At 39.0% G+C, this 21,475-nt stretch carries 18 protein-coding genes; 13 read left to right on the forward strand and 5 right to left on the reverse strand.

Annotated features, from left to right (window positions below):
- Positions 1-53: 53 nt before the first annotated feature.
- Positions 54-2,885: an excinuclease ABC subunit UvrA gene (gene uvrA / locus AC1Z3T_RS16345; protein ID WP_419320086.1), complete on the reverse strand. Its 2,832-nt coding sequence runs from the start codon at positions 2,883-2,885 to the stop codon at positions 54-56.
- 454 nt (positions 2,886-3,339) lie between these two features.
- On the opposite strand from uvrA, the gene AC1Z3T_RS16350 reads away from it, so the two are divergent.
- Together AC1Z3T_RS16350 and AC1Z3T_RS16355 are read left to right on the forward strand one after the other, a co-directional pair.
- Positions 3,340-4,107: a hypothetical protein gene (locus AC1Z3T_RS16350; protein WP_483396783.1), complete on the forward strand. Its 768-nt coding sequence runs from the start codon at positions 3,340-3,342 to the stop codon at positions 4,105-4,107.
- Between the two features lie 109 nt (positions 4,108-4,216).
- Positions 4,217-4,558 carry a GlpM family protein gene (locus AC1Z3T_RS16355; protein WP_005034503.1) on the forward strand — a complete coding sequence of 114 codons (342 nt, stop codon included), beginning with the start codon at positions 4,217-4,219 and terminating at the stop codon, positions 4,556-4,558.
- 157 nt (positions 4,559-4,715) lie between these two features.
- On the opposite strand, the gene AC1Z3T_RS16360 is transcribed toward AC1Z3T_RS16355, so the two are convergent.
- Positions 4,716-5,351, reverse strand: a complete 636-nt coding sequence (locus AC1Z3T_RS16360; RefSeq protein WP_004825617.1) for an LOG family protein — start codon at positions 5,349-5,351, stop codon at positions 4,716-4,718.
- 437 nt (positions 5,352-5,788) lie between these two features.
- On the opposite strand from AC1Z3T_RS16360, the gene AC1Z3T_RS16365 reads away from it, so the two are divergent.
- From AC1Z3T_RS16365 to AC1Z3T_RS16395, 7 genes are all read left to right on the forward strand, one after another.
- Complete coding sequence (locus AC1Z3T_RS16365) at positions 5,789-7,369, forward strand: TerC family protein (RefSeq protein ID WP_004825615.1); 1,581 nt, start codon at positions 5,789-5,791, stop codon at positions 7,367-7,369.
- Positions 7,370-7,760: 391 nt separating this feature from the next.
- Positions 7,761-8,228: a YchJ family protein gene (locus tag AC1Z3T_RS16370; protein ID WP_199958476.1), complete on the forward strand. Its 468-nt coding sequence runs from the start codon at positions 7,761-7,763 to the stop codon at positions 8,226-8,228.
- A gap of 61 nt (positions 8,229-8,289) precedes the next feature.
- Positions 8,290-8,934 carry a trimeric intracellular cation channel family protein gene (locus AC1Z3T_RS16375; protein ID WP_004825611.1) on the forward strand — a complete coding sequence of 215 codons (645 nt, stop codon included), beginning with the start codon at positions 8,290-8,292 and terminating at the stop codon, positions 8,932-8,934.
- Positions 8,935-9,288: 354 nt separating this feature from the next.
- Positions 9,289-10,608 carry a niacin transporter NiaP gene (gene niaP, locus AC1Z3T_RS16380; protein ID WP_288500055.1) on the forward strand — a complete coding sequence of 440 codons (1,320 nt, stop codon included), beginning with the start codon at positions 9,289-9,291 and terminating at the stop codon, positions 10,606-10,608.
- Between the two features lie 183 nt (positions 10,609-10,791).
- The gene (locus AC1Z3T_RS16385) at positions 10,792-11,091 is read left to right on the forward strand and encodes a hypothetical protein (protein WP_058968257.1); all 300 of its coding nucleotides are present in this window, start codon (positions 10,792-10,794) and stop codon (positions 11,089-11,091) included.
- Between the two features lie 247 nt (positions 11,092-11,338).
- Positions 11,339-13,558, forward strand: coding sequence for a DNA topoisomerase IV subunit A (parC, locus tag AC1Z3T_RS16390; protein WP_009584021.1), 2,220 nt, complete (start codon positions 11,339-11,341; stop codon positions 13,556-13,558).
- 149 nt (positions 13,559-13,707) lie between these two features.
- Positions 13,708-15,381, forward strand: coding sequence for a long-chain-fatty-acid--CoA ligase (locus AC1Z3T_RS16395; protein ID WP_419320081.1), 1,674 nt, complete (start codon positions 13,708-13,710; stop codon positions 15,379-15,381).
- A gap of 75 nt (positions 15,382-15,456) precedes the next feature.
- On the opposite strand, the gene AC1Z3T_RS16400 is transcribed toward AC1Z3T_RS16395, so the two are convergent.
- A complete protein-coding gene (locus AC1Z3T_RS16400; protein WP_046759763.1) occupies positions 15,457-15,885 on the reverse strand; it encodes a hypothetical protein in 429 nt (142 codons plus the stop codon).
- A gap of 67 nt (positions 15,886-15,952) precedes the next feature.
- On the opposite strand from AC1Z3T_RS16400, the gene AC1Z3T_RS16405 reads away from it, so the two are divergent.
- Both AC1Z3T_RS16405 and ppa read left to right on the forward strand, forming a co-directional pair.
- Positions 15,953-16,351, forward strand: a complete 399-nt coding sequence (locus AC1Z3T_RS16405; RefSeq protein ID WP_004825596.1) for an MAPEG family protein — start codon at positions 15,953-15,955, stop codon at positions 16,349-16,351.
- A 121-nt stretch (positions 16,352-16,472) separates the two neighbouring features.
- Positions 16,473-16,997, forward strand: coding sequence for an inorganic diphosphatase (ppa, locus tag AC1Z3T_RS16410; protein ID WP_004825594.1), 525 nt, complete (start codon positions 16,473-16,475; stop codon positions 16,995-16,997).
- Positions 16,998-17,099: 102 nt separating this feature from the next.
- Here the strand turns inward: ppa and AC1Z3T_RS16415 are convergent, their stop codons facing one another.
- Positions 17,100-18,401 (reverse strand): OprD family outer membrane porin, encoded by a 1,302-nt coding sequence (locus tag AC1Z3T_RS16415; RefSeq protein WP_004825593.1) that lies wholly within the window; start codon positions 18,399-18,401, stop codon positions 17,100-17,102.
- Positions 18,402-18,710: 309 nt separating this feature from the next.
- On the opposite strand from AC1Z3T_RS16415, the gene AC1Z3T_RS16420 reads away from it, so the two are divergent.
- A complete protein-coding gene (locus AC1Z3T_RS16420; protein WP_058968263.1) occupies positions 18,711-19,481 on the forward strand; it encodes a TorF family putative porin in 771 nt (256 codons plus the stop codon).
- A gap of 498 nt (positions 19,482-19,979) precedes the next feature.
- Positions 19,980-20,750, forward strand: coding sequence for a TorF family putative porin (locus tag AC1Z3T_RS16425; RefSeq protein ID WP_139419277.1), 771 nt, complete (start codon positions 19,980-19,982; stop codon positions 20,748-20,750).
- A 63-nt stretch (positions 20,751-20,813) separates the two neighbouring features.
- Here AC1Z3T_RS16425 and AC1Z3T_RS16430 read toward each other — a convergent pair whose 3' ends face one another.
- Positions 20,814-21,323: a GNAT family N-acetyltransferase gene (locus AC1Z3T_RS16430; protein WP_199993520.1), complete on the reverse strand. Its 510-nt coding sequence runs from the start codon at positions 21,321-21,323 to the stop codon at positions 20,814-20,816.
- Between the last annotated feature and the right edge of the window lie 152 nt (positions 21,324-21,475).

Below are 21,475 nucleotides of genomic sequence, written 5' to 3' on the forward strand. Positions count from 1 at the left end.
AGAGGCGTGAGCCCTCTCTAAAGCAAGAGAGGGCAGAAATGCAATAAATCGCCTTACTTCAACAACGGTTTTAGGAATTTCGCTGTATGTGAAACTTTCGATTTAACCACATCTTCTGGTGTGCCTTCAGCAATAATTTGACCACCACCTGAACCACCTTCAGGACCTAAGTCAATTACCCAGTCCGCAGTTTTAATCACATCCAGATTATGCTCAATCACCACAATCGTATTGCCCTTATTGCGAAGCTCATGCAGGATGTCTAAAAGCTTGGCAATATCGTGGAAGTGTAAGCCCGTCGTTGGTTCGTCAAGGACATATAAGGTTTTTCCTGTATCTCGCTTTGCCAATTCACGTGCCAATTTAACACGTTGTGCTTCACCACCAGACAAAGTGGTTGCTGACTGACCTAAACGAATATAGCCTAAACCCACTTGGTTTAAGGTTTCTAATCGACGGTGAATGACAGGAATTGCATCAAAGAAATGCATGGCATCTTCAACCGTCATTTCCAACACATCAGAAATATTTTTACCTTTATAGCCGACTTCCAAAGTTTCACGGTTATAACGTTGACCATGGCAGGCATCACAAGGCACGTACATATCAGGCAAGAAATGCATCGCCACTTTGATCATGCCATCACCTTCACAGGCTTCGCAACGACCACCTTTGACGTTGAAAGAGAAACGACCTGCGGCATAACCACGTGCTTTTGCCTCAGGTGTTTGAGCAAATAATTCACGAATCGGGGTGAATAAACCTGTATAGGTTGCAGGATTGGAGCGTGGTGTACGTCCAATCGGGCTTTGATCAATATCGACCACTTTATCAAGGAATTGCAAGCCATCAATCGAGTCGAACTTTTCCGCCGTTAAGGTGGTTGCACCATTGAGTTGAGTTGCAGCCAAAGGCAATAGCGTACGGTTGATCAGTGTTGATTTTCCTGAACCAGAAACCCCTGTCACACAGGTCATCACACCCAAAGGTATACTCAGATCAACATTTTTAAGGTTATGACCTGCTGCGCCCATCAGTTTAATTTGCTCTTCAGGTTTTGGTGGTGTTACACGCTGTTTAGGCACTGCGATTTTTAATTTTCCAGATAAGTATTTACCAGTTAAAGAATCTTCATTGCTTGCCAATTCCTCATAGGTACCTTCTGCAATGACATGACCACCATGGATACCAGCGCCCGGACCAATATCAATAATATGGTCAGCAGCACGAATGGCATCTTCATCATGCTCAACCACCAATACCGTATTACCAAGATCACGCAAGCGTACCAATGTTTCAAGCAAACGGTCATTATCACGTTGATGTAAACCGATAGATGGTTCATCTAAAACATACATCACGCCCATTAAGCCTGCACCGATTTGCGAAGCAAGACGAATACGCTGTGCTTCACCTCCTGAAAGGGTTTCAGCCGAACGTGAAAGGCTTAAATAATTTAAACCAACGGAAACAAGGAAATGCAAACGCTCACGAATTTCTTTAAAAATCTTATCGGCAATTTCACCTTTGGCACCTTCAAGATTTAAATCTTGATAGTAGCTTTCAGCATCACCAATCGACATTTTAGTTATTTGGGCAATGGTTTTATCTTTTACCCGAACATGACGGGAAATTTCATTTAAGCGTGAGCCACCACAAGCATCACAAGCGGCATTCGATAAATATTGTGCCAAATCATCGCGAACATAATTCGATTCAGTTTCACGATAGCGGCGTTCTAAATGGGGCAAAATACCTTCGAAAGGTTGTACTCGATTGTGCTTACGACCACGTTCATCGATATAGCTTAAATCAACTTTTTCCTTTCCTGTTCCATACAGAAATTTCTTTTTGGTTTCTGCATCCAGCTCATTCCATGGTGTATCTAATGAAAAACCGAAATGATCTGCAACTTTTTGAATCATGCTGTAGTAGTAAGGGCGTTGTCTGTCCCAACCACGTATCGCCCCTTGGCTAATAGATACATCAGGGCTAGGGATTAATTTTTCAGCGCTAAAGTGGCTTCGCGTACCCAAACCATCACAGACAGGGCAGGCACCAAAAGGGTTGTTGAACGAAAACAGGCGAGGTTCGAGCTCTGCCACAGCACGATCACATTCAGGGCATGAGTGCTTTGCAGAAAACACACGATCTGGTTGTTCACCACTCATCCAAGATAAAATCGCAATATCACCACCTAGACGTAGTGCTGTTTCAAAGCTTTCTGCAATACGGTTCCCTAGATCGTCACGTACTTTAAAGCGATCAACAACCACTTCGATGGTATGTTTTTTCTTTTTATCCAGCTCAGGTGGGGTATCAATATCAATGACTTCACCATCAACACGCGCACGGACAAAACCTTGACTCTGTAATTGTTCAAACAGATTGGTGTATTCACCTTTACGCTCACGAACCACAGGCGCAAGTAGCATTAACGCTGTACCTTCTTCCAGGGCTTTAACTGCGTCCACCATTTCAGAAACAGTTTGGGCAACCATGGGTAAGTCATGTTCAGGGCAATATGGCGTGCCTACACGTGCATAGAGTAGACGTAAATAATCGTAAATCTCAGTGATGGTTCCGACTGTTGAACGAGGGTTATGGCTGGTCGACTTTTGTTCGATGGCAATCGCAGGGCTTAAACCTTCAATTGAATCGACTTCTGGCTTTTCCATTTGTGAAAGGAATTGACGTGCATAGGCAGAGAGGGATTCAACATAACGACGTTGACCTTCAGCATATAAAGTATCAAAAGCCAGTGATGATTTTCCTGAGCCTGAAAGTCCCGTGATCACCACAAACTTGTCACGTGGAATATCGAGTGACACATTTTTTAAATTATGGGTACGTGCGCCTCGAATACGGATATGACTTTGACTCATAAAACTTTCTCGAAATTATGCGAATTAAAGTGTTATATGATAGCGATTTAATTTTGTTCAAGCTGTAAAAAATAGTTTTTAAGCGACAAATTGTGTCATCTAACTGACCATTTTTTAAAAGCTACTACAATCAATGTTTTACATAAAATAATAAGATTCATAGCATTAGACTGATTGTGATTTATTTTATTGGTCTAATTTTTATACGTTCAATATGACAATATAATTTATTTAAAATGAAATGCTTATGAAATAACCAGTTTCATATATCAAAAGTTGAGTCTGTATTTTTTACCCAACGGGTTGGTTTGTTTTGAGTGTCTGGTTATGACTACTGAATGAGAGGAAAAACCATTTATCTAGAAAAACAGATTGTAAGACAACTATTCTGCGATTGGTTATTATTTTTACTGTAACATATGTGATGTGCATCGCATTTACAGGGGGCTTAAAAATGAATATACACAAACTTATATGTGTTCTTTGTTTGGTATTTTCGTGCAATGTTTTTGCAGAAGATGGTACGCCAGTCCTGTTTGACCAAGTTTTACAGCTTAAACCAAATCAATTGTATGAAGTGGAGTTAGAAGATGTTCAACCTGGCGATCAGATTTGGACAGCTGTATATTTAGTCGGACGTCAAAACTTCCCTGGATTGACGTCAAAAGCAGATTTTATACTTGAAAATCAAGGCTTATTAAATAAAGCGAAGCCAAGCGAACATTCCACACAGCAAACCTTGATTGCAGAGCAACTTACACAAACCAATCAGTATTCATTTCATCAATTTAAAGCGTTAACCGCTTTGTTGGATGAAAACGCTGTTCAACTTATTCAAGACCCCAAATTAGAAAAGACCGACACCATTCGTCTTTACAGTCAGCTGAATGATTGGATTCCAGAATACAATACTTATGAACCGATAAAGGTTAAATTTGGCATTCAAAATGCAGTGGATTTTGATGTTGTTGCTGCCTATGTTTTAGTAGGCAAAGGTGAAAAACCAGCTGCGCTGACTGAATTAAACTTTAAAAATATCAAACCCTCTTATCTGACGACAAGTATCCCACCTGTACAAGCAGATTTTAGCCAAACAGAGACCAACAAATCTGAATACCATTTAAGCCGAAGTGAAATTAAATTCATTTTTTTCCTTGGTGCGTTAGCGGCAATGGCTTTTTTTGCCTTTATTCATCGTGGCAAATTGAAACGTGCATTCTAATTCAACATTGTGTTGATTTTGGATCAAATAAGCTGATTTTTTAGATTTCAAAAGGATAATGTTGGCGTAAACTCTTGCTCAGATCTGATGTTTGTTTGAGTGGTATTTAATGTTGTCTTTATTTTTGAAATGCAGTATCGGTGCAGCAGTAGTTTTACTGATTTCAATTCTTTCAAAAAGTAAGACATTTTATATTGCGGGCTTGGTTCCACTGTTTCCGACCTTTGCACTGATCGCACATGTAATCGTAGCTCAAGAAAAAGGTGCCGAAGCGTTAAAACAAACCGCTTTATTCGGAATATGGTCACTCGTTCCTTATTTTATTTATTTGTTGGTGGTTTATTTATTGGCAACAAAACTTTCAATGTGGTCTTGTTTTGGCGTTGCGACATTGTGTTGGATTGTGGCTGCTGCAGGTTTAATTTATGGATGGCAAATATTCCACCAATGATATAGTCGTTTTAGTCCTGCTTTGAAGTAATTGCATCTGTATTCAATGTTATTGATCTAATCTGAATAGATTGATCAAAAGTTGAACTCTATCAGACTGAATAAGATGAGTTTTTGAAAATTCATCTTATTCATTCCATCGATTGACGATATAAAGCTTAGACGACGAATTGTTTAGGCGCTTCTAAGTTTTTAATTGCATTATAGATTTGATCAGCATGGTTACACACAATCAGTTTGGCACGATGTTGTGGTGGTAAAAAGCCTTCAACAACAGCATGATCTAACTGGGCAATCAAATGGTCATAAAATCCATTCACGTTATATAACATCATGGGTTTTTGATGTTGATTGAGTTGTCCCCATGTGGCGACTTCTAAGATTTCTTCAAAGGTTCCAAAACCACCTGGAAGAGCAACAAAGGCACTGGCACGATCTGCCATCATGGCTTTTCGTTCATGCATACTTTGTACAATGTGTAGTTCAGTCAGTTGATTATGTGCAATTTCATAATCCAGCATAAATTCAGGGATCACGCCTACCACATCACCACCATGTTCAGTCACGGTATCTGCAACTTGTCCCATCAAACCAATACTGGCACCACCATAGACAATGCCAAAACCATGTTCGGCTATGCCTTGAGCCAATTGAATTGCTTTTTCTCTATAAGTCGGATTATTTCCAGGTCGGGAGCCACAATACAGTGCAATTAAACATTGAGTTGCTTTAGGAGTTTGCTGATCTAATTCTAACGATTCATTTATCATTACAGGCAATACACTATTCATCATTTATTTTTTCACCTTAACTTATCATGTTCTTATGTATTTCGACTACCTTAAGCAAGAAATATGACAAAAACATGTTGCGTTATAGGCACTTTTGCAATGATTTGTATCGTTAAAGGGTTGCTGTTGAGGTGAGAGTGAGCAAATCATGAAAATGAGCGATCTCCGGCGTTACGACAATATAGTGAGTTACGATTTATGCGCTAAGCAAATAAAATCCCATACAAATAAGATGAAATTTTTATCAAAACTGCCTATAATTAAAGCCTGTTTATCAACAAATGAATCATCATGGGTAGTGGTTGTAGTCGCTCCGAAAATGCACAATCTTTAGACAAAAAAATATTTCAAAATAAACTAAAGTTCTCTTCTCTGTTTCGAAATTTACAGTTCTCAAATGCTGAAAATATCAATTGCGCAACTGCAATGGAGCAAGATCAATGATACTTGAATGGATGTCCGATCCTTCGGCGTGGGTTGGTCTGGCGACTTTGGTTGTTTTGGAAATAGTTCTAGGTATTGATAACCTTGTTTTTATTGCAATTTTGGCAGAAAAGCTTCCTCCAGAGCAACGCAATAAAGCACGGATTTTAGGCTTGTTGCTTGCGCTGTGTATGCGCATGGTTTTACTGGCATCCATTGCTTGGGTGGTTACGCTCACCGCACCTTTATTTCATATTTTCGACCATCCTTTCTCTGGTCGTGACCTTATCCTGTTGTTTGGTGGGGTATTCCTGCTTTTTAAAGGAACAATGGAACTCCATGAACGCCTTGAAGGTGGACAGGATTTAAAAGAAGAAAATCCAGTCCATGCGGCTTTTTGGATGGTGATTGTTCAGATTGTCATTCTTGATGCTGTATTCTCCCTAGACAGTGTGATTACTGCGGTAGGCATGGTGAAAGAGCTTTCAGTGATGATGATTGCTGTGGTGATCGCCGTCGGGATTATGTTGTGGGCATCTAAACCTTTGATGGACTTTGTCAACAAACATCCGACTGTCGTGATTTTATGTCTAGGCTTCTTGATGATGATTGGTTTTTCATTGATTGTTGAGGGCTTTGGATACCATATTCCGAAAGGTTATTTATATGCTGCCATTGGTTTCTCGGTATTGATTGAGTTCATGAACCAAACCATGCGTAAGAACCAAGAAAAGATGGTCACAACCACAGATTTGCGTTTCCGTACGGCTTCAGCAGTGTTGAAAATGTTAGGGGGCAAAAATGCAGAAAGTCAAAATGGTAAAGCCGATGATGTGATTGCAACACAAGCTTTAGCCGATGAAATCTTTGATGATGAAAATGGGGCATACCATAGTGTCATGGTACAAGGTGTATTGGGTTTATCTGAGCGCCCAGTGAAATCAGTCATGACGCCACGACCAGAATTAGAATGGTTGGACTTGGATGAAGACGAAGCCACCATCAAAGAAAATTTAATGGCAATGTCTCACTCAAGACTGATCTTGGCGCATGGTGAATTAGACAATATCGCAGGTATTGTGCTCACGCATAAAGTGCTCAATGATTATATTGAAACGGGTATTTTGAATTTTGACAAACACTTACGTGAACCTGTCATTGTTCATGAAAATGCACAAGTGTTGATGGTGATGGAGCAACTACGTCAAGCACCTTTGCAAATGGCGATTGTCCTCAATGAATATGGTTCAATCGAGGGGATTGCCACGCCTATTGATGTACTTGAGGCGATTGCAGGTGAATTCCCTGATGAAGATGAGTTGGAAGCTGCTGCTGAAAGCTTGGAAGATGGTTCATTGATGTTGGAAGGTTCAACCGATATTCGCCATGTTTCATTGCTGTTAGGTCGAGACTTGGTAGATGAGTCAGAGCAATATTCAACACTTTCGGGTTATATCTTATTCCATCTTGGTCGCTTACCTGAAAATGGTCAGAAGTTACAAGCAGATGGTTATGAGTTTGAAGTGGTCACGATGGATGGGCACAAGATTGAAAAAGTTCATATTGTGGCATTGTCGCCATCTAAAGACTCAGAATAAACCTTAATATTGAAAGCAAGGATATTGAAAGCAAGCCAGTTGAAAAACTGGCTTGTTTTTTTTGTTCAGATGATGGGTATAAGCTGTAGCGTAGCCAATGGCGACATTCATGTTGCTTTAGGATAAAAAGACCTTCCACGGTTTATAAAAGGACAAAACAGATAAAGCATCAAACAGTCACTAAAAATTTGTATAAAAGGTTTAAATTTCAGTTGGAATGAATGATTGAAATTAGATTGGTTGTATGAATCATTCGGTGGTATGGCTTGAGTATTCTTGAAAACTTGCATCATTTAAATCAGCTGTATTTATCACGCTATATTTTGAGAAAAGTTTCGATTTTAAGTAGGGTTGCATTATCATTTAAGCCTATTCAGATTTTGAGTTTACTATGTCCAATCTATCCTGTCCCTGTGGTTCGGCGCAATATAGTCAATGTTGTCAGCCACTACATTTGGGGCAAAAAAAAGCCCAGACAGCTGAGCAATTAATGAAATCTCGCTATAGCGCATTTGCCAAACAAGAGATTGCATATATTGTGGCAACCACTGCATTGGGGCAGCAGCAAGCATTGGATGTACAGGCGATTGCAGCATGGAGTAAGTCTAATCAGTGGCTCAAATTAGAGGTAGTTCAAGCCAAAGAAAAGCTGGATAAAAATCATGCTCAGGTTGAGTTTAAAGCACATTTTTATGATGGTCAGCAAACGCAGATTCATCATGAAGTTTCACATTTTGTCTATCATGTAGGTCAGTGGTATTTTTTAGATCCAACCACAGATCAGCAAGTTACAATGAAACAGCCTTGTATTTGTGGATCAACAAAAAAATTTAAGCAATGTTGTGCGCAATTCTTGTAGCTTTTAGCTCGTTTTGACTTAAAATAGCGCGCATCTTTTACCCATCAGTGGATGAAGGGCAATGTTACTGACCATTATTTATATTATTGCAATTACAGCAGAAGCCATGACGGGAGCGTTGTCAGCAGGACGACGTAGTATGGACTGGTTTGGTGTAGTGTTGATTGCCTGTGTAACCGCACTCGGCGGTGGTTCGGTCCGTGATGTCTTGTTGGGACATTATCCGCTCACTTGGGTGAAACATCCTGAATATCTTGTACTGACATGCTGCGCGGCTTTTGTCACAATTCTCATCGCTAAATGGATGAAGCATTTACACTCCATTTTCTTATTGTTAGATGCCTTGGGTTTAATTGGTTTTACCATTATTGGTTGTCAGATTGCGTTACAGATGGGGCATGGTTTTGTTGTTTCAGCAGTTGCTGGTGTTTTGACAGGTGTGTCAGGCGGTATTTTACGAGACATTTTGTGTAATGATGTTCCGTTGGTATTCCGTCGAGAGTTGTATGCATCAATTTCCTTTGTTGCTGTTATTTTCTACTGGTTCTGTATAGACTTTGGCTTATCTCTAGAAATCACTGTAATTTCGACATTGGTGTTTGGTTTTGCGCTACGCTGTATTGCCATTTATTTTGGTTTAGAAATGCCGAAATTTATTTATAAAGATGATGATGGACAATCAGCCTCCTCTAAAGATGAAAGCTGAATATACCAATGCGCTTTAAAAGAGCATCTTGAGGGATTCATTGCGAAGTTTGAGGTTGTATATGTCATATAGAGGCAACCCAAAGATTAAACTTGGAAAATTTACAACCTTAGATTTTAGAGCAAATTTTCAACTCGTCAGAAAAGTTGATGTCATGCAAAAAAACAGTCTCAGTTAAAGGGTTTAATCGCCATTATTGATCCTGTAAATATTCCATCTCGAAAAATTTTGATCAACAATGGTTTTCATTCTCAAGAATTTGACGGATTGTCGGGAGAAATTCTGAACTTAATTCTTCAAAAATAAAGTGTATGCCACGCTTGTCGATCAATTTACCTATTTGTTGAGTGTCTTATGGATTTAGTATCACGTGTACAACGTCTACCCATTGGGAAGTTTCACTATACTTTGCTGTGGGTGATCGGACTGGGCTGGATGTTCGATGCCATGGATACAGGTCTGATTTCATTTATTTTGACCAAAATGGCAGAAGAATGGCAGATGACACCTACGGAAAAAGGCTGGGTGGTCTCGATTGGCTTTGTCGGAATGGCAATCGGTGCTGTATTTTCAGGTGGCTTGGCTGATCGAATCGGTCGAAGAACAGTCTTTGCGATTACTTTGCTGACCTATAGCGTTGCAACCGCGTTATGTGCTTTTGCGCCGAATCTGACATGGCTGTTGATTTTCCGTTTTATTGTCGGATTAGGGCTGGGTGGGCAATTGCCTGTTGCTGTGACGCTGGTCAGTGAATATATCCCTGCTCAGGTTCGAGGTCGGTTTATTGTTTTGCTTGAAAGTTTTTGGGGGTTAGGCTGGTTAGTTGCAGCTTTGATTTCATACTTTGTGATCCCTGATTATGGTTGGCATATCGCATTTTTGATTGGTGGATTACCTGCCATTTATGTTTTCATGATTTTGAAAAAAGTGCCTGAATCTGTTCCTTATCTAATTAATCGTGGTCGCATTGACGAAGCTCATGCGCTGGTACAAAAACTTGAACGGCAATGTGGTGTAGAAGTCATCACTACGATTGAAGTCAAACCTGTTGCCGCCAAGCCAAATCTTTCCTTCACTCAACTGTGGTCGAGCGCTTTTGCCCGCCGTACCTTGATGTTGTGGTTGATTTGGTTTGGTATCGTCTATTCTTATTATGGCATTTTTACATGGTTACCTAGTTTGTTGGTCAAACAAGGTTATACCATCGTGCAGTCCTTTGAATATGTCTTGGGCATGATTTTGGCGCAGTTGCCGGGTTATGTTGCTGCTGCTTGGTTGGTTGAAAAGCTGGGGCGTAAAGCTACGCTGGCAGGCTTTATTGCGATGTGCGCGGTATCTGCGTATTTCTTTGGACAAGCCACCTCAGTCAATATGATCATGTTTTGGGGCTGTTTAATGTCTTTCTTCAATTTGGGTGCGTGGGGTGTTTTATATACTTATACGCCTGAACAGTATCCCACCAATATTCGTGCCTTTGGCTCAGGTTGGGCATCTGCGATTGGGCGTATTGGCGGAATCGTTGCACCATTGGTCGTCACTCATATGATGGTGGCAAGCAATGGTTTTAGTTCAGTCTTTATGATGTTTACAGCCGTACTTTTAGCAGTAGCAGCTGTTGTACTGGTCTTGGGTGAAGAAACCAAGGGCAAGACTTTAGAAGAGATTGGGTTATAGTCGTTGATTAGAAGTATTAAAAGTAAAGCACCGAAAAAACGATAACAAATAATAAGTGTAGAATGGCTGATATCGGGTTAATCTTAGCGATCAGCCGTTTTAATTTTTCGTATATTGAATTAAAAAACAAACAATTTATCGCTATATTATGGATTAGATCAAACAAGAATTAAGGGCGAAATAATGAAAAGTAAAATAGGATTAAGCTTCTGTATTATTTATCTTTTACTTAGTGCATTTTGTCTTTATATTGCATTAGATCCAATGACAGATAACAAAGGAAATTTTGTTTTCTTACAATTACCCATAGGTTTTCAAGTGTCAGCATTTAATGTAATAGGGTTAGGTCCTTTATTGGATCGGTTGTCTTGGATGGAAGCGTATAGCTTAGTGGTTCCTGTTACTTTGCTGTTTTTATATGGGATCGGATGGTTGCTGAGTTTGAGCATCCATTTTATGAACGCACGAATTGGACCACTCTAATAAGTTTCAGCATTTATAAATTTCGTTTGAAATAAAGTGTATATTCGAATTTTAAAATAACCATTTAAATAAAAGTTGCTCATTTTCCAAAAAGTGGATAATTTTACGTCATTAGAAACACGGAAAGACGCAATTTGTCGTTGTGGCGTACACTTGTGCTTGTGTCGTCAGGCGCTGCGACTTAGCATAAGAATGTAGATACATCAGCATTTATTTAGAACGAATTTAATTAGGATAAAAGGTTGTTATGACAAGCCTTGCGCATCATGCGACAGAAAACCGTTCCGTAGCAGAATTTACTGAACAAGCTTACCTGAACTATGCCATGTACGTGATCATGGATCGTGCACTGCCTCATATCAGTGATGGTTTAAAACCTGTACAGCGCCGTATCGTCTATGCGATGAGCGAGTTGGGATTAAAGCCAAGTGGTAAGCCAAAAAAATCTGCACGTACAGTCGGTGACGTACTGGGTAAATATCATCCTCATGGTGACTCTGCATGTTATGAAGCTATGGTGCTGATGGCTCAGCCATTTAGTTATCGTTATCCATTCATTGAAGGTCAGGGCAACTGGGGTTCACCTGATGATCCTAAGTCTTTCGCAGCAATGCGTTATACCGAAGCTAAACTTTCAACTTATAGCGATTTATTATTATCAGAGTTAGGTCAAGGTACTTGTGATTGGCAAGATAACTTTGATGGTTCAATGAAAGAGCCAGTGAGTTTACCTGCGCGTGTACCAAATATTTTGCTGAATGGTACAACAGGTATTGCTGTTGGGATGGCGACCGATATTCCACCGCACAACTTACGTGAAGTGGTCAAAGGCACAATTGCATTAATTCGTAATCCTAATTTAACCGATGAAAAAGTTGCAGAATATATTCCTGCACCTGATTTGCCGACCAAAGCAGAAATTATTACCTCACGTGAAGAATTACTTAAGCTCCAAACCACAGGGCGTGGAAGTTACCGAACACGTGCAATTTATCATATTGAAAAAAATGAAATTGTCATAACTGAACTGCCTTACCAAGTTTCAGGCTCTAAGGTTATTACGCAAATTGCAGATCAGATGCAAGCCAAAAAATTACCTTTGGTGAGTGATTTACGTGATGAGTCAGATCATAAAAATCCAACACGTTTAGTGATTGTACTGCGCTCAAATCGTATTGATGCAGAAGCGGTAATGAGTCATTTGTTTGCGACTACAGACTTAGAATCCAGTTATCGTGTCAATATGAACATGATCGGAGCTGATGGTCGTCCACAAGTCAAATCAATCCGCAGAATATTATTAGAATGGATTGAAATTCGTAAACATACTGTCACACGTCGATTGCAATATCATCTCAACAAGATTGAAAAGCGCCTGCATATCTTAGGTGGTTTGATCATTGCTTATTTAAACATTGATGAAGTGATCAAAATCATTCGTGAAGAAGATCAGCCAAAACCTGTGTTAATGATGCGTTTCAATATTGATGAAATACAGGCTGAAGCGATTTTAGAACTCAAGTTACGTCATTTGGCAAAACTTGAAGAAATGGAAATGCGTCGTGAGCAGGAAGAACTTGAGGCAAGAGCGGCGGTGATTCGTGAGCAGTTGGCAAATCCAGAATCTTTAAAATCTTTGATTATTGAAGAGCTTAAAGATGATGCGAAAAAATTTGGTGATGATCGCCGTTCACCAATTGTGCAACGTGAAGAATCACAGGCAATGAGCGAGCAAGACTTGATGCCTGCTGAAGCTGTCACAGTAATTCTTTCAGAAGCAGGTTGGATTCGTTCAGCCAAAGGTCATGAAATTGATGTTGAGAAATTGAATTTCCGTGCAGGCGATCAGTACTTGAGTTCTGCACAAGGTAAGTCGAATCAAAAAGTGTATATTTTGGATGAGACCGGTCGAAGTTATGCCTTGTCAATAAATAGTTTGCCTTCTGCACGTGGTTTGGGAGAACCGTTGAGTTCAAAACTGTCACCTGCTAACGGTGTGAGCTTTATTCAAGTACTGGTAGAGGATGAAGATAAAGAAATTATTGCTGTAAGTTCAAAAGGTTATGGTTTTAAATCTCAAGCGAAACAATTGGATACAAATGCTAAAGCGGGTAAAACATTCTTGACTGTAGCGGATGATGCGAAAGCTATGCCGATAGAGGTCGTTGAAAATCAGACTCATTTGGCTATACTCAGTTCAGTAGGACGTTTACTTTTGATTGATTTGTCAGAATTGCCAACGCTGAATAAAGGAAAGGGAAACAAGTTGATACAACTTGAGGCTGATGAATATATTCAGTTTATGCTAACGTTGAATTTAGATGATGTAATTCAAGTGCTTGCAGGACAGCAACAATTAAAACTAAAAGGTGATGATTTACAGAAGTATATTGGTAAACGAGCATCGAAAGGTCAACTCTTACCCCGTGGATATCAAAAAGCAAATAAACTGTTGATTCAAAGATAAAACTAGCATCCTTGGATCGAAATACGTTATATATGCAATGTGTTCGTGGAAATGGATGCAATATTGAGCACAAAGAAGCCAAAAAATTATGCTCGATATTGAGAAAAACAGTTTAAAACTAAGGATTACTGATTGGAGATTATGGCATTATGGAAAAGATTTGGTTCGCTGAATACCAAAAGACTGGGATTCCAGAGACTGTAGAATTGCCCCAGGAAAATACTTCTCTTATTGATATTTTTGAGCGTAATTTCCAAAAGTTTGGTTCGCGTGATGCCTTTATCTTCATGGATAAGGTGATGTCATTCAGTGATCTTGAATTGGCAAGCCGTAAATTTGCAACTTATTTACAAAGTTTGGGTTTGGCAAAAGGCGCACGTGTCGCAGTAATGATGCCTAATGTCCTTCAATATCCTATTGTTGCTTTGGCGGTATTCCGTGCAGGTTTAGTGCTTGTCAATGTCAACCCACTTTATACTGCACGTGAACTAGAGCATCAGTTAAATGACTCAGGTGCAGAAGCATTGGTTATTGTTGAAAACTTTGCCACTGTTTACCAAGCAATTATTGGAAAAACGCCAGTAAAACATGTGGTTGTTGCCTCAGTTGGTGACATGCTAGGTACTTTAAAAGGTACTTTAGTGAATTTTGTATTACGTAAAGTACGTAAGCAAATTCCAGATTGGAACATTCCTGGACACATCAAATTTAATGCTGCATTGGCAAAAGTAAGTCCAAGCAACTACAAACGCCCTAACATGACGTTGAGTGATACTGCTGTGTTGCAATATACAGGTGGTACTACAGGTGTTTCAAAAGGTGCTGAACTGACTCATCGCAATTTAGTTGCAAACTTAATGCAATGTGATGGTATTTTCCAAAGTAAGTTTGGTCAGGGTGACGGTGCAAAAGATGACCGTATCTTCTGTGCATTGCCGCTTTACCACATCTTTGCATTTATGGTGTGTGCACTTTATGGTATGTACAAAGGTCAAGCAAATATTCTGATTCCTAACCCACGTGACTTACCTGCGGTGATTAAAGAATTACGTAAATATCAGCCGGGCTTTTTCCCAGCGGTCAATACATTATTCAATGCATTGGTACATAACGAAGAATTTAGACAGCTCGATTTCAGCAATTTAAAAATGGCGATGGGCGGTGGTATGGCTGTATTGCCTTCAACTGCGGAAGAGTGGAAAAAAGTGACGGGTACCATCATTATTGAAGGTTATGGTTTATCTGAAACTTCGCCTGTTGCAACAGCTAACCCACCTGCAACGACTGAATTCAGCGGTACAATCGGTGTTCCATTACCTTTGACTGATGTGGCGATCCTTGATGATGATGGCAACCACCTACCACGAGGTGAACAAGGTGAAATCTCGATTCGTGGACCACAAGTCATGAAAGGTTATTGGAACCGTCCTGATGAAACTGCGAAAGTGATGACAGCTGATGGTTATTTCCGTACTGGTGATATCGGTGTCATGGATGCCCGTGGTTATTTCAAAATTGTAGACCGCAAAAAAGACATGATTTTAGTGTCTGGTTTTAATGTTTATCCATCTGAAATTGAAGAAGTCATTGCACAACATCCAAAAGTGCTTGAAGTTGCAGCGATTGGTGTACCTGATGAAAAATCTGGTGAAGTGCCAAAACTGTTTGTTGTGAAAAAAGATCCTTCATTAACAACAGAAGAAGTTCTTGAATTTGCAAAACAAAACTTAACTGGCTATAAACGCCCACGTTATGTGGAGTTTATGGATGATTTACCAAAATCGAATGTAGGTAAAATCTTACGTAAAGATTTGCGTAAATAAGCAAAAACTCGAATTGAAAAAGCGCCAAGATTGGCGCTTTTTTTGTAACATAGAACAGTGCAACGATGGATAGAATCAGAAATTTTGCTTTGAGCGACTATACCAACCATCAATATAGGGACGGCTTAAACCTACAATCGCAGTAAAGGTCAACATTGTTCCCATTTGACGACCTAAAGCAGAAGGAACAATACTGCCGTAACTCATATAAATATCAATCAAACAATAGATGATAATGATCGCAAGCCACAAATATAGATTCATTCGTTTGATCGCAACCGCAAAAAAAGCCACAATTAAAATGATAAGCGTGCCTAATGTTGACTGCCAGTTATAATTGGCACAAATCACACATAATAAAAATGCCAAAATAGGCAGCACAATTTTAAGAATACGATCAATCTCGGCATGTTGCTGGCGTTGTTTCTCTAAAACTTCAAACAATTCATTTTGGTCGGGCTGCACGACATTGTCCTCACTACACAATTTTGCAAAACTCTGCATTAAACAAAAAATATTCTGTTATTGCCATGCTATGATAACCTGCATTAACACTTCATGAGAAAAAATCATGTCTGGGATAGATGGCATCATATATTTAATTCTAATTGCCTGTTTACTTCCTTATGTTTTTACCATTATTGCGAAAGTATCTGGGGGATTTAAACTCGCAGATAACCAGAATCCTCGTGACTTTTTAGCCAAAAGCACAGGCTTGTCGGCACGCGCCAATGCGGTACAACAAAATAGTTTTGAAAGCTTACCTTTATTTATTGCCGCTGTGCTTATGGCTGAGTATATGGTGGTCTCACAACATTTGATCATGATGTTGGGGATTGCTTATATTGTACTGCGCATTATCTATGGGATTTGTTATCTAGCCAATATTTCAGCATTACGCTCAATCATTTGGTTTCTATCGATGGCTTGTCCAATCATTTTATTATTATTGATTATTCGAATTGTCTGAGTGGATTTAGACGAAATCCATTCATTTTGATGATGCAAAATGTATAATCCGCAGCTGTTGGCGTATTTTAGCGTTATAATCGTCAAGATTTTTTATAAGACCTCACTTCAAAGAGTATCCTATGAGCTATAGCAATATTCCTGCTGGTAAAGATGCACCTAATGACATCTATGTAATCATCGAAATCCCAGCCAATGCTGCACCAATCAAATATGAAGTAGATAAAGATTCAGATGCTTTATTTGTTGACCGTTTCATGGGTACTGCAATGTTCTACCCAGCGAACTACGGTTATGTTCCAAATACCTTGTCTGAAGATGGTGATCCATTAGACGTATTGGTCGTTACACCACATCCATTGGTACATGGTTCAGTGATTCGTTGTCGTCCAGTGGGTAAATTAAACATGGAAGATGACGGTGGTATCGATGCGAAACTTATCGCTGTACCACACGACAAATTAACACCGCTTTATAAAGATGTGAAAGAATATTCAGATCTTCCAGCTTTGTTGTTGAATCAAATTGAACACTTCTTTGCACATTACAAAGATTTAGAGCCTGGGAAATGGGTTAAATTGACAGGTTGGGAAGGTTCTGAAGTTGCTAAAGCTGAAGTATTAAAAGCAATCGAAGCAGCAAAATAAGCCTGATAGAAATGCGGTTTGAAGATTAAATAATTGTTCAAATCAATAAAAAAACCTGCATGATTAAATGCAGGTTTTTTTTGCTCGTTTTTCTATTTTAAATTAGAAAAATTTCACAGGAATATCAAGGAAAATACGCCATTCATTGGTATCACCGATATAAACAGGGTTATACGCGTCGCTTGCACGGTAGTAAGAGTGGCGAACACGTAAGCTTGCGTCTTTTGCAAAACCACTTTGCATAGTGTATTTCACTTGGTTGAAGAATTCGCGTTCTTGAGCATTGTCAGTCACATTGCGAACTTTAATATCCCAACCATAAACAAATGCAGTCGTCCAGTTTAATCCTGGAACACCATAACCGCCAAAGTCTAAGTTATATTGAACTTGAGCAGATTTTTCATGGTTACCAATAAAGTCAGACAAGTACGAGTTCGGTAAATAAACACTTTGGAAACCGTCGGCATTTTGACCATAGTCATAACCAACATCACCCGTATTTTGTTGGTAAGCCAACATCACACTGTGTGGACCTTGATTATAGGTTGAAGACAACGCCCAAATATTATTGGTCTTTTCTACGCCTGCTTTACCTGTGTCTGCATAGTCAGCATCAACTGGACCCGTTGCCGAGTAAGTATTGGCATTTTTATCAAACTTAGTGTGATAACCACTGAAGTCAAACGTCAAAGAGCTTTGATTTGCTAGAGGATATTTATAATTTGCATTGATATAATGACGCTCTAAAGCATTTTTAGAGTCTAAACCATAATAAGATGCACTGAGTTGGTCATCAAACTTGTACTTAGCACCCCAAACAATAGCATCATCCAGATGATTACTGTCTGTATTGATATGATCAGACATTTGGTCTTTGGTAAATTTACCAGCAACAAGTTCTAAGTTCTTAATTTCACGGCTGGTCAATAAAGTCCCTGTAAAGTATTCAGGAACAAGACGTGTGGTATTACTTGCCAATACAGGTAAATCTAAAACTTGAGTACCATAACGAACAGTTGTGTTTGAGAAACGTGCTTTCACGTTTGCACCACCACGAGCCCAGTGATGGTAAGGATTACCTTGATCATCACGAGGGATCATGTTGTTGCCTGAATGTTGGTTGTCACCAATTTTAAAAGAACCGTCACCCACAACACCCACACCAAAACCAACAACGCCTTGTGTGAAACCTGAATCTAAGTCAACAATTGCAGTTTGTGCAAATGAACTTTGGTCTTCGATGCCATGTTTTTTATCGCGAAGGATGTAACCAGTACGAAACAATACAGAACCTTTGGCATCTTCAACGAAACCTTTTGCATCACTTTGTTCGCTAGCAAATGTAGGTGTAATTAAAGCAGCATTAATTAATATAGCTAAAGTAAGTTTTGGAGCATTCAACATGAATTGCCTCGTGAACGAGAATAAATGGTACTGACTGATTGAATTCAGAGCAGATAATGGATGAATTGTATATTTAATCTATAAAAAGGGAATGACCTTTGATTAAAAATATTACATTTTTGTAATTTTCTACTCAATATTAATTTATTTCTTTATGAAAAAAAATTCTAAAGTTGCTTAAATATGATTAAATCGTTTGAAATTTCCATTATTTTAATGGATTTGGTTGTTCTGTAGCCACTATTTTTACCAAAAATTCAAAAAAACAGTAAAATTTCAGCAAATTTTTCCTCTTACTTATTTAATTTCATGAATTCAATTTTTTCCCAAATTTTATGGGCTTTGCCTATCTGTGTTGTATCGTGTTCTGTATTTGCCGATCAGACAGATCATTCTGCTGAAAATAGTATAATTTCTGGAAATATAGGGGTGGTATCTAAGTATATCTATCGCGGTGGTGAGGAAAATCAAGATCTTGCAATGCAAGGCGGTTTAGCCTATGCGCATCAAAGTGGCATAACATTAGGCTATTGGGGGTCGACTTTAGGCTATGATCCATCAGATGACAGACAAGATCATGGCTTTGAACATAATTTCTATCTGTCATATGGACAGGAAATTGATCAAAATTGGCGCTACAACCTTAAAACCACAGCCTATGTGTACCATCATGGTGGAACGGTCTACGCTGAGCAGGGTGATCATCGTAAAACTGATGATTTAGACATTTTAGCTGAGATTATTTATAAGAATTTAACAGTGGGTGCGGCAGTAATGCTCGCTGATTCATCTTATGCCAATGCGGGTGATGTCTACTTAAGTGCCGCTTATAGTTATCCTTTAGCGCATGAATTTGTGTTCAATACATCTTTTGGCGGCTCTTTCTACAATACTCAGCACGATAATCAGATTGTGCAATCGAAAAAGAATTTTACCTTCAATGAAGCGCGTATAGGTATCAGTAAGTCAATTGCAAATACTGGGCTGTTGGCATCTTTTGATTACGTCGTAGGTGGCAAGAGTCGTATTGGAGAAGATTATGATGATCACATGGTACTTGGCTTGATCTACAATTTTTAGCTGATACCCAAGCCCCATTTTTATGCTCAAAAATTTAACACAGTGCATGACCTAAGATTGGGCATGCACTTTTTTTAAGCATTTTTAAGTTAAAATCTGTTTTTTGATCAAAAATAGTACATTTTGTTGCAGTGTTGTGACATTTAAGCTTTGAAAAATATTTATGAGATTTTTATGTCACGAATCACATCAATGATAGAAAATTTATGCGACGGTTTTACATACTCATCAGCAGTCAAAATCATGCTGAAAGTAGGTAAATATGAAGTATCGTCATTCCGTGTTCAATGATCTAATGATCTGTACACAACTCAGAAAAAGAAATTTTATCCAACAAAAAAAATTAATAATTTTATTTATGATCAATAGTTTATGGTGTTTTAATCAAAATTATAAAAAATTAAAAAATATTCTTGGCATGGCAATTGCTAAATGCTTAGGGAGTTCATCAAATTTTAGCATAACAAATAAACATCGTATGATGGGGGAGCACTCAAGATGAAATTCTCAACTAAAGCACTAGCATTGGCAGTTTTATCGTCTACAGCAACTATGGCAATGGCGGAAGATAACGCACTGTCAAAATTAGGTTTAAGTTTCTCAGGAAGTGCTGCCATAACGAATGACTATCGCTTTCGTGGTATGACGCAAACCATGAGCGATCCAGCAGTACAAGCAGGCTTCACTTTATCACATACCTCAGGTCTATATGTTGGTCTATGGGGTTCCAATGTGAACTTTGGTGAGTCAGATCCTCATTTAGAATTAGACCCATCGATCGGTTTTACAACACCACTCGAACTCTCACCAACCTTTAAGCCAACTTTAGATGTTGGTGTGGTTGAATATAACTACCCAAGTGCAAGCAGTGACTTTAACTGGACTGAATTTTACGCAAAATTAATATTTGCAGATGTGTTTGTGAAAGGTGGAAGCTTATTAACAAACGTGAACTATACCAATGACTGGGCTGCAGTCGGTGGAAATAGCTGGAATTTTAACCTAGGTTATTCTGCACCATTCGGCGATACTGGCTTTGGTGGTGTTGCCAATGTGGGTTATACCACAATGGATGAAAAAGCATTACCAGATGGTAAAGACAACTATGTAGACTGGAAAGTTGGGGTTAACTACACTGTTAAATCAATTCCCGGTGTTACTGCGGAACTTGCTGCTGTAGGGACGAATATTGATACGGATGGTTTTACTAATTCAGGGAAACGTGCTGTTGAAACAGGTGCTGTGTTTACGCTAACCAAAGCATTCTAAATACGATTAAAATAAAAAAGGTGACTTTATTAAGTCACCTTTTTTTATATCCAGTCAGCCAAGTTAAGCGGTTGCTCCAAATGCAGCATGATAGTTGACTTTCCCATGAGGAATATCTTGGGTAAAGGCAAGGGCTTGAAAGTATTCAGCAGGGACACCTTCAAGGATCAAATGGGCATAAGGTTTAAAGCCAAATTTTGAGTAGTAAGCAGGATCACCTAGCACCACACATCCCGCAGCGCCAAGTTGTTTGAGTTGTTGTAAGGACTCTTGTATTAACGCCTTACCCACGCCTTGTTGTTGGTACGCTGGAACAACAGAAACTGGACCTAAGCCATACCAGTTTGGCTCGCCAGAGGAAATCACCACAGGTGAAATCGCAACATGCCCGATGATCTTGCCTTCAAATTCAGCAATAATCGAAATACTTAATTGATTTGCTTCCCTGAGTGCATTCACGATGAAGTGTTCGGTGTGATCTGTATGTGCTGCATGTTCAAAAGCTTGTTGTGTGATATTGAAAATACTTTCAATATCATCTGCTTGTTCGTTGCGTAAAGTTAAGTTGAGCATCTTGATTATATCGTACCTATTATTTAGCTCATTCTAAGAGTGCTTTTATTGCACTGGCAAGGCTTAGTCTAAATACATTTTTTAAATTTACTGAAACCAGCATTTAACTATTTTACTCATATTTTTATGATCAATAGTGTTTGCTCACCTGA

The sequence above is a fragment of the Acinetobacter sp. B-6 genome (assembly GCF_056930735.1).

What these genes read in the sequence shown, in the direction of transcription:
- uvrA (WP_419320086.1), bottom strand. Translation starts at nt 2,885, where the DNA reads ATGAGTCAAAGTCATATCCGTATTCGAGGCGCACGTACCCATAATTTA.
- AC1Z3T_RS16350 (WP_483396783.1), top strand. Translation starts at nt 3,340, where the DNA reads ATGAATATACACAAACTTATATGTGTTCTTTGTTTGGTATTTTCGTGC.
- AC1Z3T_RS16355 (WP_005034503.1), top strand. Translation starts at nt 4,217, where the DNA reads ATGTTGTCTTTATTTTTGAAATGCAGTATCGGTGCAGCAGTAGTTTTA.
- AC1Z3T_RS16360 (WP_004825617.1), bottom strand. Translation starts at nt 5,351, where the DNA reads ATGATGAATAGTGTATTGCCTGTAATGATAAATGAATCGTTAGAATTA.
- AC1Z3T_RS16365 (WP_004825615.1), top strand. Translation starts at nt 5,789, where the DNA reads ATGATACTTGAATGGATGTCCGATCCTTCGGCGTGGGTTGGTCTGGCG.
- AC1Z3T_RS16370 (WP_199958476.1), top strand. Translation starts at nt 7,761, where the DNA reads ATGTCCAATCTATCCTGTCCCTGTGGTTCGGCGCAATATAGTCAATGT.
- AC1Z3T_RS16375 (WP_004825611.1), top strand. Translation starts at nt 8,290, where the DNA reads ATGTTACTGACCATTATTTATATTATTGCAATTACAGCAGAAGCCATG.
- niaP (WP_288500055.1), top strand. Translation starts at nt 9,289, where the DNA reads ATGGATTTAGTATCACGTGTACAACGTCTACCCATTGGGAAGTTTCAC.
- AC1Z3T_RS16385 (WP_058968257.1), top strand. Translation starts at nt 10,792, where the DNA reads ATGAAAAGTAAAATAGGATTAAGCTTCTGTATTATTTATCTTTTACTT.
- parC (WP_009584021.1), top strand. Translation starts at nt 11,339, where the DNA reads ATGACAAGCCTTGCGCATCATGCGACAGAAAACCGTTCCGTAGCAGAA.
- AC1Z3T_RS16395 (WP_419320081.1), top strand. Translation starts at nt 13,708, where the DNA reads ATGGAAAAGATTTGGTTCGCTGAATACCAAAAGACTGGGATTCCAGAG.
- AC1Z3T_RS16400 (WP_046759763.1), bottom strand. Translation starts at nt 15,885, where the DNA reads ATGCAGAGTTTTGCAAAATTGTGTAGTGAGGACAATGTCGTGCAGCCC.
- AC1Z3T_RS16405 (WP_004825596.1), top strand. Translation starts at nt 15,953, where the DNA reads ATGTCTGGGATAGATGGCATCATATATTTAATTCTAATTGCCTGTTTA.
- ppa (WP_004825594.1), top strand. Translation starts at nt 16,473, where the DNA reads ATGAGCTATAGCAATATTCCTGCTGGTAAAGATGCACCTAATGACATC.
- AC1Z3T_RS16415 (WP_004825593.1), bottom strand. Translation starts at nt 18,401, where the DNA reads ATGTTGAATGCTCCAAAACTTACTTTAGCTATATTAATTAATGCTGCT.
- AC1Z3T_RS16420 (WP_058968263.1), top strand. Translation starts at nt 18,711, where the DNA reads ATGAATTCAATTTTTTCCCAAATTTTATGGGCTTTGCCTATCTGTGTT.
- AC1Z3T_RS16425 (WP_139419277.1), top strand. Translation starts at nt 19,980, where the DNA reads ATGAAATTCTCAACTAAAGCACTAGCATTGGCAGTTTTATCGTCTACA.
- AC1Z3T_RS16430 (WP_199993520.1), bottom strand. Translation starts at nt 21,323, where the DNA reads ATGCTCAACTTAACTTTACGCAACGAACAAGCAGATGATATTGAAAGT.